Below are 13,827 nucleotides of genomic sequence, written 5' to 3'. Positions count from 1 at the left end.
CTCAAGGCAGTTAGTTGAAATTGAACGGATAAAAAACGGGTTGCATGAACACCTGAAGGAGCGTGGGGTCGTTGATCGACCCTATCGTAATGGTTTTGGTTGTGCTCTTCACCGACCCACCGGGGCCGTAGCTGAACACCACCGTAATGGGTGAGTTTTTACCCCGCTCAGGCCCGCCGTAATGGTCTACGCCCTTGTTATCGGTGTAGCCTTCCACTTTATAGTAATTGTCTTCCGCGAATTTCCAGTACTGCTGCTTGCGGTAGAATCCACCCTTGAACTCGTTGATTATCAGCGTCGAATAAGGCGAACTGGCGATAATCCGGCCAGAGCCATCGTAGGTCACGCCATCGATCATCTTATAATTCGGATTAGGCCAACTGCTGGCAGGCTGGTTCTTTCCGTTGCCATCGATGTAGGCCGGTTTGGAGTAGATTGGGGTGTATATACCGCACGACTCGGCGTTAGGGTCGTGGTAGTATTTGGTTAGATATGCCTGATCGCTCATGCCTTTGTCGGAGCTATACTGTTTCCCGCCCCTCACATCAGCATTGTTGAGCTTCACCAATGCCTGCATAATGCCACTGAGAGCTACCAGATCCCAGTAGGCCAGTTTATCGCGGACAAACCGCCAGCTCATCGGTGTACCAAACGGGTTATAAGTCGCCTTTGTCAGGTTCAGTAATAAAACCCGCTGCGGTGCCCCCCCAACGCTCGAAATGCCGTTAGGGTCGCTGTACACGTCCCGGTCGTAGGGGTCGCTTCCAGTTTGCAGTTGAGCCAGCGACGACAGTTTGAAATCGTCGCTTTGCGGGTTGTATGGATCATAGGCATTGTAGGTGCCGGTGCCGTCCTCGGCCAGGATCTTCATCTTGTCGTAGATCATGGTCCGTACCTCGTTATCGTAGGGCGTGTTACCAAACGGCGTGGCGTAATTCAGCAGCCGGGCCGACGTGAAGTTGGGGTAAATGGAATTGTTGAAGAGGTCGATCTTGTCGAAGCGTTCGTACAATTCCGTCGCCGGTTTAATAAAAATTTCCTGATCACCCTTGTAGTCGGTGGCTTTCAGGTTCAGCGCATTTAGCTTCTCGGCGAAGGTGTTGTGCTTGCTCGTTCCGAAACCGAGACTGAAGACAATTTTGGCCTGATTCGCCTCGTTGGCGGCTGCCAGCGCCTGCACAGCATTGACGTTCAGCGTAGTACGGTATAGTTGCAGCTTTGGGCTTTGGGCCATCGTCACGTAGCTAGAGGTCGCCAACGCACCCGATGGTGCGCTACTTTTGCTCTTGGCCTGCATACTCATCTCCAGCGTATACGGCTGCTCGTTCTTCAGGTTGGTCGGTATGGCAAACGTGAGCGTTTTGTCGCCGTCGTAGGTGATCGGCGATGCAAGCTGCGACCCATCGGCTCCTCTAAAACGGGCCGTTAGTTGCTGGTCAGGCCCCGGCACAATGCACTCCAGTCCTTTCAGCACGGTGGCCTCCAGCATACCCGTTGGCTGATGTCCCTTCAAAAAATACTGCTGCCCGTTGATCGGCCACGTCTTCGTGATGGTCTCCAGCGGAACCGTTTCGGGCTGCTTGCCTAGCGTGAAACTGGCGCTTTTCAGCTGACTGCGAGCTTCGCGTTTGCCCGTATCCACGTTGAGGGGGTCTTGCGGGCTACCATATTTTCCGCCCACCAGTTCTTTGATCGTGACTGACTGGGTAAGCTGAATGGTCGCCAACGACGGCTGGTAGGACTTCGCCGACAGGGTGCATGACCGATAATCGGGCGACCATTTCAGGGGCGTCAGATCGGTCAGCGTGGTCTTTGACCCTTTGGTTGGTTTTACCGTTACAGCCGGTGTACTGGCCATAAACTTATAGTACCGGATGTCGTCGTCGTTGAGGTAAATCTCGAACGTCTTGTTCATGGGCATGTTGAACGCCACCGCCATCGTGGGCAACGTCGATACGTCGGTGGTGCCCTCTTCAGGCGTGATTTGAGAAATGATCTCGATGTCTTTGAGCGGGTCGCCGGTATAGACGGGCGTACACTTCTCGCCGAAGGCAAAATCCTGCGTCGTTTCCACCGAAATCAGCCCGTCGAGTACTTCGCCAGCCACCTTCACGCGGCCATCTGCCCAGTTGGGGTTGGGCAGGCCCGCTTTGAACAAGGCACCCGCCTGCAACTTCATCAGTGTAAGCGACCCCGAAAAAAACCACGTATCGACATACAACTCAATCTTGGCCCCGACGTGGGCAAACGCCTGCCCCATACCATACCAGCCACTAATGCCCACCGGTTTGACGGTGGGGTCTTCGCCACACGACTGATCTTTCATCACCGCTACGTCGAAACCCACCGTTGCATTCCCTGACAGGCGGAACGGCTCCACGTCTACCTTCAGCCCGCCCGTGATGGCCGCACCGAATAGCAGCTTATAACTCCCGCCAACGGGTGCCAGATTGGGCATCTTACGGGCATTATAAGCCGATTTTGCTTCAGAAAGGGTATTTTCGCCCGTTTGAAGGAAATCAGACACCACCTTCGGCACGGGTGGCAGCCCACCCAAACTGGGTCCAATACCGGCCGCCAGATAGGCTTCGCCTTTCAAAAAAACTGACACTGGACCCGCGTTCAGATCGAACAGCGTGACCGATATACGCTTATTGGCCGGGTTGGGGTCGCCCAGTTTGACACACCAGTCGCTTTTAGAGGCGACGTGCATCGAGAAGGGAATTTCAACAGTGGCGGTTAGGAACTTAGCCTGTACGGACAGACCCGCATCGAATTGGCTTTGGGCGTAGGTTACATCCATCGTCGCATGAACCACGCCGTCGGAGCCGTCGCCATCGCCAGACGTACTGATGACGTTGGCGTTGCCGTGCAGATTGATACCGCCGAGGGTACCCCCCGCAAAGTCGATGCTCATGGCCAGGCTGGAGTTGAACACGTGGGGGTCGGCCAGGCCCGCGTATACTTTGGCCGTGAAACCCCAGCCGCCCTGTTTCGGCGTAAATGAAGCCCCCGACATGGTTTGGCCGGGGTTTAGCAGGTCAATGGCGGGTTCTGTTTTCAGATCATTGCTCGTTTTGGCGAGTTTCGTTACCTGATCGGGCGTGCTGGTGGCATCCACCCCATTGACCATCATAGTCATGTTGTAGTGCATTCCGCCGCCCAGGCCCGTAAGCAGCACCGGTCCCACAATGGGTATGCCCGGAAACTGCGCGCTGCCATCCACAAATCCGTATTTGTAGCCGTTCACGTTGCCGAAGAGCATCATCATCTTGAGTTTCACGTCGAAGCCTGGAATCTTGACCTCCGCCCGGCCTTTGATGCCATCGCCGTAGGTGGTATTCGATTTGATGAAATCCAGTCCGCCACTGACGGTCAACGGCCCCACCGATCCGTTGATGCTCAGGCTGCGCGGATACGTACCGGCATAGCTGGGCACAAACCGGTCTCCTTTAGTAATGGTGCCCAGAATATCGACCGAACCATGCGCCTGCACGAAGCTGTTGTCATCTTTGGCCTCGCCCAGGTGCAGCCCAACCCCCAGCCGCACGCCAGTCCCCTCCTTGGTATTCACAAACGAGGGCGGGTCGAAGTCGAGCGGGAAACCGGCCAGGGTGGGCTTGGCCTCGTCGGGGGCCAGCCACATGGCCATGTCGTCGTCGGGCGACCAGGGACCACCGCCATTTTTAGGCGCTTTACCACCCGACGATGGACCGAAGTCACTCGCCTTAGCACAGTCGGTATCCAGCTTCCAGGTGCCCGCGCTGGCATATAGTCCCGAACCGCCAATGGCTGTTACGTTCGCTGCCGCCATGTTGGTGAGTAGAAAGTCCTGAAAGCACAGCTTCGGTACGATGCCGTCTATGATTTTCCCGACAGTGCCATTGCCCGCAAACTTCTTCACGTTGATGCTCACCTTGCCGCACACCTTCATGCTCACCTTCAGGTCCTGACCGGATTTGTACGTCACGCTGATAGTCGTGTTGGCGTTCAGGTCCATCAACGCCGCAAACAGCGGTACGTCGTAGCCGTCTTTGGGCGAAGCCGTAAACTGGATGGCATCGAACCCGCCCGACAGGTTGCAACTATAGCTGAAGGCATCGGTGCTGATCGGGAACTGGAGCTTGCCCAGGATGTTGCCCCCCCGGTTGCTGTTCTGCACAATTGTCCACTGGAAATCGTCAATACCGAAGCCGAACCCGGCAATAGCGGCTTTGTTGTAGTCCAGAATGGGTTTGCTGGCAGCGGCGATCAACCCCGTAAACCCGCTGTTGTCGACGATGCCGCCGTTCACACCCACCGCAATACGCGGGTTGTTCTTAAATGATTTGGGCAGTTCGACCGTAACTTTTTTAAAGAAAATACCCTGAAACGTCGGTCCCTTTTCGCCTTTGTATTCGGCAGGCAGGGTGAAATTGTCGGGGTTGGTTAGGTCAGAGTGATCGTAGATGACGTCGTTGCCGGTGAACGTTACGCCACTGATGCCGGGCAGTTGAAACGAGGGCAGCGTCACGGCTCCCACCCAATCCTGCCACTTCACAAAATCGGCGGTGAGCGTAGCTACTACGTCACCTGGTTTGGTGCCACCCTGCCCATCATCCAATTTCAGGAGGGTCCCGCCCAAATTCAGGTCGAGCACGGCGTGGATTTTATCGAAATCGCCGTTGGTGATTTTGGCGTAGGTGCCTCCCGGCGTACCACTGTTTGGGTCGCTTTTCTTAAACGTAAACGTCTGGCTGGCACCCGGAATGGGCAGCGCAAAATCACTCACCAGGTAAACGGTGCCGGTGGTAGGTACCTTCTGCTGCGGACGGATACAAACGTTTGTGGTTGCCAGCAACAGCATCGACTTGTTAGACGGGGCACCGGGGATAGCCACGCCCAGCACCATGTCCATCTGAGCACCAACCGGGCTAAACTGCATCTGATTGACACCAATTTTGCCCAGCTTACCATCATACTTAAGTGGCAGCGGTACTGAACCGGCCTGCTTGGCCTGCGCAATGGCATCGTCGAGTTTCGTCTGAACCTGATCGAAATAATTGTTAGGCAGGTTGGCATAAGAAGGTAGTTGCCCCAGCGACACGTTGGGTAGTTTCGGGCCTTTGTTATCCGACACCACCGTGCCATCAAACACCTGATTTTGGCCGTTTACCTTCAGTTTCGAGAAGGTAACCTTAATCGGCACGTTGTTCCAGTTCACGCGCCCATCGCCCGTATAGCCCTCTTTGCTAAACGCGGCCTGATTGATGGTCAGGTCATATTCGCCGAGTTTGATTGTTTTGCCGTTCAGCGAGCCGCTCTGCGAATTTTTACTATCAGGCAACTCAACCGCTTTACAGATCATCTTGCCCTCGGCTACCTGCTGAGGCTGCACCTTGCTGGCAATGGCCGTTGCTGCGGCGGGTGGCGTATTGGCGGGCGCGATGCTGACGTTAGTGGTCTTGGGTACCACAGGTGTCTGTACCAGTTCGTAGCCAGGCTTAAACACGTCGGCAGGCAGGTCTTTACCATAAGTAAACAGGCAAACCGGAGACTTACCGTCGTTCAGAAAGTTGGTACGCCCACTGAGGTCACGGGACTGCACGCGCCAGGCGTAACGTTTACCCACCACCAGTGGCGGATGCACCACCGAGTATAAAAACGTACTGGTCCGCAAATTTTTGACCTCCAGCCCTGATTTGGGCAGCACCACGGCGTCGATAAACACGTTCGGGTCTACGTCTATCTGTGGCAGTTCCACAATCCGCAACGTGTAGTCGACCATCGCGGGCGACACACCGATGGGGGGTGTCCAGGTGAAGATCAGGTTCTGCGGGGTTAGCGGCTGCACCTCGTTGTCGCAGAGTGGGGCAATTAGAATCGGCGGCTCCACGGCCTTGATCGGAAAAGGCGGCGAACACCCCAGCGGATTCTCCGGCGAAAGGGGCCGACTTGTGGCGTTATCAAACGCCCGGATGCATAGCTGGTAGCTTCCCTCTGGCAAGGGCAGCCCTTTGTACAGATTGTTGCGGTCAACACCCTGAACGTCAAGCTGATTCAGGTCAAATAGCCCTGACAGGTCAGCGTAGTTCAGCAGCCGGTTTTGCAGCGGCTCCAGCGTCAGCGGCACGGGCGGACGGTAGTTGGGCACGGTCTGAATCACCACGCCATTGTCGCCCGTGACGCTGCCCTGTAGGCGCACGTTGAGGCGCGCTGTGGTGGTGTTGCGCACAAAAATCTGCACCTGCTTGCCCGCCCCGGCATAGTCCTGGATGTAGGCACTATAAGGCGGCAGCACGCTGATGGTGATCTGCACGTCGTTTTGGGCGTGGGCAAAATTTGCCGCGAAGAGGAGTATTATAAACCTATAAGGTTGGAAAAGAAACCTTATAGGTTTGTTGCTTTTAAAAAGAGATGCCATAGCCAAGGTTGCCTCTGAGTTCGTTGAATTTTTGGGCAGTGATGCCCGTATCGGTGTTCAGGTAATAGAGCGACGCGTTAAGCGTCTGGCGCTTAGCCAGCTGGTAATTACCTGTCAATGAGGCCGTTAACACCCTACCCGTTACACCCAACTGCTTGTTTATCAGGTAGCTGGCGTTGAACGCGGTGTTGAGCTTCTTGTCGAAAAAAGCCTGGTTAGCCCCCACTGTGGGGCCGTAAAAACGCACAATACCGTCGCCCGCTTTGGGAATACCGGTGCTGTCGGGCAGGCCGAGGGTGGCAGCCACGGGCAGGTTAGTCTGGGTGTAGGTCAGCATACCCGTGAAGCCCCAGCCGGTGGTGGTCTGCTGGTAGAAATAGCTGAGGTTAGCGTTCAGGTTTTTGTTTTCCGTCTGCGCCGCCGTGCGCTGATTCAGGTCGCTGAGTTGCTGGTAGGTGGTGGTCAGATTAAAGCTCTGCACGACGTCTTCTTTCTGAAGCGTGTACCGCAAATTGGCCGTGGCCGAGAGGTTGTTCTGCGCCAGCCGTAGCGTGTCGATCACGGGCCGCAACCCCGCCTGCTGACTGATGCCGTAGTTGCTTAGTTGCAGGTCGAAACCAAACTTGGTAGCAGGGTTATAACTCACTAGCAATGAACCGATTGACCGCCCCGTACGCACGTTTCGCGAGTTGGCCAGGTTATCGAACTGTACGCCATAACTACCCGACAGCCGAAGCTTGTTTTCGAGCAAATTCACCGACGGCGCAATGGCGTAGCTCTGGATATCCGACTGGAAGTAGTAAGCACCCATGGTCTGGAAGTTCGGGTCGATGCGCTTGTATTGCAGCTTCAGTCCGCCCCAGGTGTCGCGGTAGCCGATAGACGCCTGCACGGCCTGCGTGAGCTGGGTGCTGAGGCGCGGCGTGTAGAATCTACCGAACAGCCGCACCACCGGGTTGCTCCCCTCTGCCGCCACCTCGCCCGCCCGCAGATCGCGGGTGTAGGCACTCAGCGCGGCATCCAGCTCTACTATGAAGTACTTGACAATCAGCAACCTCGACGTGACACCCACCACCAGGTTTTCGGCGGGCTTCACCGTCTGCGTGGCCGACTGCGGCAGGCTGGCAATAGATGACGAGTCGTCTTTGGCACGGAGCATGGTAAGGTCGATGTAGTTACCGGGCTTGCCATAGCCGAGCTTTACGGCGTAGCCGGTGCGGCCATAGCTGGGCAGCACGTTGGCGTCGGCGAGGGTGCCGGAGATGGCGTTGTTGAACCGCCCGTAGATGGCACCGAGGCGCAGTTTACCGGGGTTCAGTTCTACGCCGCCACCCAGAAACGTGTGCCCCGCCAGCGTAAAGGGCGAAAACGTGACGTTGCGGTAGCCCGCGTGGACGGTGGCCCATTTGTAGGTGGGCGAAATGCCAAACTGGTTGAAGGGCTGGCGGACGCTGTAGCTGGCGCCCTGGTTACCCACCACCGCCGTAATCGGGATGCTGATGCCCTGCGGCAGGGTAATGGTCACCTGCCCGCTTAGGCCAATAGGTGCGGGCTGGTTGCGGGCGGCAATCCCACTGGCGGTGTAGAAACCCGCATAGGCATTCAGCCCGCCCGACACCTTCACGTATTTCGAGAATACCGACGGTGCTTTTTCCGGTGGCGCAGCCTGCCCGAATACCAGGCAGGCCGACCCCCAGAGTAACGAGAAGATTAGCGTGGATAGCGCTTGATTCATGGTGTGGCATCAACGAAAGAATTCGCCGTTGACGTGGTCAAAGCTACGCCACCAACCACCTGCCTATCAATCGGATAAATGTATGATATGATCGAAAGGTCACACATCAATCTACATATAACCCATTGATTATCAATGCACTAAAAAGTTTACATAAAACCTGCGACACGTAGAACTACGTATCATATCGCGTAACCAGATTACGTACAGCTACGTTGCCCGCAAATCACTAAATTGGCTCAGTCGGCTTAGTGAAGCATCAGCTTTAAATCAACTCAATACTGCCCTGATTTCATGGCCCGCGCTACGGCCTCCGATTTTGAGTTGACGTGCAGTTTCTGGTAGATGTTCACGATGTGCGTGCGTACCGTGCCCATGCTGATGTGGCAGTGCGCCGCAATGAGTTTGTAGCTGTCGCCCTCTACCAGCCGGCGGAGTACCTCGTGCTCCTTATCGGTGAGGTCGAACGCCGGTGGGCGAACGGCTGAGCCAGCCGGTTTCTGGAAGGTACTGAGTAGTTTGGCGGCAATGGTGGGGGTCATTACGGCCCCGCCCGCCGCCACGTCGCGGAGGGCATCGATGATGCGGTCGGCGGTGGTTTTTTTAAGCAGATACCCCACCGCCCCTGCCGACACCGCCTCGAAAACGGCTTCGGGTTCTTCATGGACGGTGAGCATCAGAATACGCGGTGGCTGGGGCAGCACCTGCAACAGCCGCACCGCCTCAATCCCCGACCGGCCCGGCATGTCGATGTCCATCAGCACCACGTCGGGTTTGTTCTGCTGCACGTGGTCGACTACGTTGAGCGCGTCGGGGTAGTCACCCACCACAATAAGGTCGTCGGTAGCGTCGAAAACCATAGCGAGGGTTTCGCGCAGGGAATCATTATCGTCGAAAATAGCAACGCGGATCATGGTCTGGTGTGGCCGTAGCAGTCAGGGGTTTAATGGCCAAATGTAGCCGCTTACAGCATGAAGCTCAATCGGATAAATGTATGACTAGGCCGGGCTTACTTCGAGCCGTAGTTGGGTGCCTTTGCCCGGTGCCGACTGTACGTTGAGCGTTCCTCCCATGGCCTGCGCCCGCTGCTGCATACTGGCCTGACCCGTACGTACCGACGGCTTCGACGGGTCGAACCCCTGCCCGTTATCGTCAATCTGCACGGCCAGCTTCCCGTCTACATGGTCGAACCGGATGGTGGCCTCGGTAGCTTCCGAATACTTAATGAGGTTGTTAATAGCCTCTTTACCAATAAGATACAGGTTACGGCGAATATCCATCGGCACGGGAACGTCGGCCAGTCGGGGCGAAATGTCCGACGAGAACCGAATATTTTTCGACTCCATCAGGGGCTGGGCGTATTCCTGCAACCGCATGGCCACCCGGTGCAGCGAGTCGTTGCCGGGGTTGATCGTCCAGATGATCTCGTCGATAGATTCGAGAATCTGCCGGGCGTCGGTATAAATTTTCTGCACCATTCGCTGAGCCGTTTCGGGTTTGTTCTGGCTCAGCAGCATGTTGGTATGACCACTCAACAGCGAGATACTGCTCAGGGTGCTGCCTACTTCGTCGTGCAGGTCATGGGCAATCTGTTTGCGCAGCGTCAGCGCCTCTTCCAGCCGCTGTACTTTGGCGCGGTTCAGCAGCCAGGCACCAATGGCCACACCCAGAAGCAGAAGCAGGCCTGCCCCCAGAACCAGGGCGTTGCGCTGCCAGCGACTACGGGCTGCTTCTTCCTGCTGAATCCGTTTTTCCTGTTGCAACAGCCGGATCTGTGCCTCTTTCTTGTCTGCTTGGTACCGGGCTATGAGTCGTTGCACTTCGGCATTCGTGTTAACCTGTGCTGCCGAATCGACGAGGTTGTTTTTTTGAAGCTGATACACATAGGCCTGTTGAAAATCCTTCTGCTCGCCATACAGGTCAGCCAAATGTTGCGACGCCTTTTTCAGTTCGTCTTTGTAGCCGTTTGTATTCGCCAGTTCAATCGCCTGTTTGAAATACGATGCCGCCTGCTCATACTGTTTCTGGCCCCGGTACAGATCGCCGAGCGTGGTGTAGGCCGTACAGATACCAAGTTTATTTTTTTGTTTCTGGACAATCGCCAATGCCCGCCGGGCCGGGGCAAACCCCTCTGCCGGGCGGTTCAGGGCCACCAAATCGTTCGCTATACCGTTGAGGCCGTCGAACTGTAGCAACTCATACTGCAATGCTTCGCCCAGTGCCAGTGCCTGCCGGTGATGGCGCAGCGCTTCGGCTGGTTGCTTCAAGTCCCGATAAAAATCGCCAAGTTGATACTCAAAAATGGCAATACCCCGTTTGTCGCCCAGTTCACGAAAAATCACGCCGGCCTCTTTGTAATAAGGAATGGCCTGCTGAAGACGGCCCATTGTTGCCAGCGCCCCCCCAATCAGGCGGTGCGGTATTGGGAAGCGGGGCGTAATGTGGTGCTGCTCCTGGTAGCGAATGGCACGCAATGCCGTTTGTAATACCTGTTCAGGCTGCCCCGATTTGTCATAGGCTACTGCCAGGTTACACAATGACCCGTAAATGGTTTTGGGTGGCAAGGCATGTTGCTCGGCTACTTCCAGGGTTTTCTGGCTAAACAGGAGTAGCTGTTTGTTATCGGCCTTGAGCTGAGCAATGATTGCCCGATTTCGATAGGCACCTACCAACCCCGTCCAGAAACCAATCCGGCTGGCCACGTCGGCCATTTGTCGGCTCAGCGAATCGGCCCGGCTGTAGTCGGCTTTCTTGAACACATACTCAATGATTACCTTATCCATCGCCCGAACGTAGACAGAATCGGTTGGGCTGTGCGTACGCAAATACACCTCCAGGGAGTCTATCGGTGATGCCGATTGTGCCGTGGCCACTGTTGCGTTTAGTAGCAGCGTGGTAATAACCAGGATAAAGCTATAGCGCATATGGGTAGTCGTTTAGCGCACTGAATTACAGTAAATCGACGCGTTAAAAAAAGAGCCATGAGAAAAACCTGTCTTCAGTTTACTCCCTTCCAAAGACAGTAAACTGAAGACATAAAAAAGCCGTATCTTTGCGGCCCCGTTTACCTTTGGTCATTCCCTATAGCGGCTGATAGTCAGCGGGGTTAAGCAAAAACAGGCAGTCCGATGCAGACTGCATTTTTCCATGAAACGAAATTCGAATTCTAACGACCGCCGTGATGGTGAGGGTCGTTCAGGTGGCCGTCGCGATGATGCCCGCCCAGCCTATAACCGCGATGACCGGAGTGGGTCAGACCGTCCACGTAGCAACGCCCCCCGCGAGGGCGGCTATGACAAGCCCCGCAACGGCGGACCGGACGGACCGCGGAAACCCTACAAACCCTATATGGGCGGCAGCGGCAACGCGCCCCACAAACCATTCGAGCGTAAGCCCTACGATGGCGAGCGTAAACCATACGCCGGTGGTGACCGTACCGACGGGCCACGCAAACCCTATGCTGGTGGCGACCGTGCCGATGGGCCACGTAAACCTTGGGGCGATAAACCCCGGGCTGCCGGACCACGCTCATTTGACCGCGACCGTGATGACCGTCCCCGCGACGGCGACCGGTCTACGTTTGAGCGGAAGCCATTCAACCGCGACGATAGACCACGTTCCTTTGATCGCGACGCCCCACGAAATGACGGACCGCGTGAGCCGCGTTCCTTTGACCGCGATGACCGTAAGCCATTTGAACGCAAGCCATTTGACCGGAACGACGGACCGCGTGATGCGCCCCGTGGCGAACGTCCGGCACGGCCGTTTGATCGGGATAGTCGTGATGAGCGTCCGGCCCGTTCGTTCGACCGGGAGGTCAGCCCCCGTAACGACCGGCCACGCGACAACCGCGACGAGCGCCCCGCCCGGCCATTCAGCCGCAGCAACGACCGCCCCCGTAACGACGGACCGCGCGAACTACGTTCCTTTGATCGCGACGCACCGCGTGAACCCCGGACTGCCGGACCACGTTCGTTCGACCGCGATGACCGTAAACCATTTGACCGGGACGCGCCGCGTGAGCCACGGCCGCGTACGTCGGGTTCGTATGACCGCGCACCACGCCGTAATGACCGCGACGAGCGTCCCCGCACCGACGAAAATGGCGAACGTCACATCGAGCGCCGCACGGGCCACTACAAAACCGCGCCGAACTACAACATGGATCGGATGAAGGAAAACCTGCCGCAGTCGCGGAAGGTGGCCCGGAATCTGCAACGTGAGAGCGACCCCAACGCCATTCGCCTGAACCGCTACATTGCTAATGCCGGTATCTGCTCACGCCGCGAGGCCGACGAGCTGATTGCCAAAGGCGATGTGCAGGTAAACGGTACGGTGATCACCGAGATGGGCTACCGCGTGAAACCCGGCGACGTGGTGAAGTATGGCAATAAAGTGCTGAACCCCGAAAAGATGGTCTACCTGTTGCTAAACAAGCCGAAAGACTACATCACCACCACCGAAGACCCCGAGGCCCGCGAAACGGTGATGGACCTGATTGCCGATGCCGGTCCGTTCCGCCTCTATCCCGTTGGTCGCCTCGACCGCAACACTACGGGTCTGCTGCTAATGACCAATGACGGCGAACTGGCCGGTAAGCTGACGCATCCGTCGAACAACGTGAAGAAGGTGTATCAAGTGGAGATCGACAAGCCCATCACCGACGAGCATTTCGAGGCAATTCGGGCGGGTGTCGAACTGGAAGACGGCTTCATCAAACCCGACGACCTGGCCATTGTGACGCCTGACGCTCAGGTGATTGGCGTGGAAATTCACTCAGGCCGCAACCGCATCGTGCGCCGCATGTTCGAACACTTCGGCTATGTGGTCACCAAGCTCGACCGCACCGTTTTCGCCGGGTTGACCAAAAAAGAACTACCCCGCGGCAAGTGGCGCTTCCTCGAAGCCAAAGAAGTAGTGAAGCTTAAGTATTTGTCGTAGAGCAGAGAGGTAAGAGCTAAGAGCTAAGAGCTAAGAGGTGAGAGCCAAGAGCTAAGAGCCAAGATGGCTGACGCAGGCATATCCATGCGTCAGCCATCTTGGCTCTCACCTCTTGGCTTTTCAATCCAACGAGATGAAATAATTTAGCCCAAGGCCCACTTTAATCTGGGTGACGTCAGGTTTTTCGTTGGTGCTCTGGTTGTTGATCTGGAAGGTGCCGAATGAGCCGAAGGCACCCGTCAGGCCCAATGAGAGGCTGAAGCGGGGGGTGATGAAGCCCTGCAACCCCGCCCCGCCTGTGAAGGCTCCGCCCGTGAGGCTATAGGGGTAGAGTTGGCCGTTGAAGTATACCGGCTCAATGAGCAAACTCATGCTCGAATAGCCCGCCTCCAGGTAGGGCCGCAGGGGTTGGGTGGTGCCGCTGAAATGCCAGCGTACGCCCAGCCCGAAATTCCGCATCCGGTAGGTATCCCACTCCAGTTTCTGTTTAAACGAATAGCCTTCGTAACGCAGGTAGACGCTGATGCGCTGCGTGAAACCGTAGCCCGCCTGCAAGCCCCCACCCCACCCTAACGGCTCGGCCTCGTCGAGGTTGCTGAAATAATCGGACGACCAGTTCGAGAGGCCACCGAAGGCGGTGAGTTGCAGGCCCTCCGTGTCGGACCGGACCGAAAGCGTGTTTTGAGCCAGGGTGGGCCTGGTCAGTATTGAAAGGAGGCAGAGCGAAAGGAGATATACTTTATTCATT

Annotated in this window: 6 protein-coding genes; 1 reads left to right on the top strand and 5 read right to left on the bottom strand. The window is 56.4% G+C overall.

The window, feature by feature from the left end; genetic code table 11:
* Positions 1-10: 10 nt before the first annotated feature.
* From J2I48_RS00360 to J2I48_RS00345, 4 genes are all read right to left on the bottom strand, one after another.
* Positions 11-6,403, bottom strand: a complete 6,393-nt coding sequence (locus J2I48_RS00360) for a hypothetical protein (protein ID WP_207333394.1) — start codon at positions 6,401-6,403, stop codon at positions 11-13.
* The gene (locus tag J2I48_RS00355; RefSeq protein ID WP_207333393.1) at positions 6,387-8,138 is read right to left on the bottom strand and encodes a TonB-dependent receptor; all 1,752 of its coding nucleotides are present in this window, start codon (positions 8,136-8,138) and stop codon (positions 6,387-6,389) included. Before J2I48_RS00355 ends, J2I48_RS00360 begins: the two co-directional genes overlap by 17 nt.
* A 275-nt stretch (positions 8,139-8,413) precedes the next feature.
* Positions 8,414-9,052 carry a response regulator transcription factor gene (locus tag J2I48_RS00350; RefSeq protein WP_207333392.1) on the bottom strand — a complete coding sequence of 213 codons (639 nt, stop codon included), beginning with the start codon at positions 9,050-9,052 and terminating at the stop codon, positions 8,414-8,416.
* 84 nt (positions 9,053-9,136) lie between these two features.
* Positions 9,137-11,062, bottom strand: coding sequence for a tetratricopeptide repeat-containing sensor histidine kinase (locus J2I48_RS00345; protein ID WP_207333391.1), 1,926 nt, complete (start codon positions 11,060-11,062; stop codon positions 9,137-9,139).
* Between the two features lie 223 nt (positions 11,063-11,285).
* Here J2I48_RS00345 and J2I48_RS00340 point away from each other — a divergent pair, with 223 nt between their 5' ends.
* Complete coding sequence (locus J2I48_RS00340; protein ID WP_207333390.1) at positions 11,286-13,079, top strand: pseudouridine synthase; 1,794 nt, start codon at positions 11,286-11,288, stop codon at positions 13,077-13,079.
* A 120-nt stretch (positions 13,080-13,199) separates the two neighbouring features.
* Here the strand turns inward: J2I48_RS00340 and J2I48_RS00335 are convergent, their stop codons facing one another.
* Positions 13,200-13,826: an outer membrane beta-barrel protein gene (locus J2I48_RS00335; RefSeq protein ID WP_207333389.1), complete on the bottom strand. Its 627-nt coding sequence runs from the start codon at positions 13,824-13,826 to the stop codon at positions 13,200-13,202.
* Position 13,827 lies beyond the last annotated feature (1 nt).

The sequence above is a fragment of the Fibrella aquatilis genome (assembly GCF_017353255.1).
In the GTDB taxonomy this organism is placed as follows: Bacteria; Bacteroidota; Bacteroidia; order Cytophagales; family Spirosomataceae; genus Fibrella; species Fibrella aquatilis.
The sequence above is the reverse complement of the archived record's forward strand: the minus strand, read 5'-3'. Positions and strand labels throughout refer to the sequence as shown.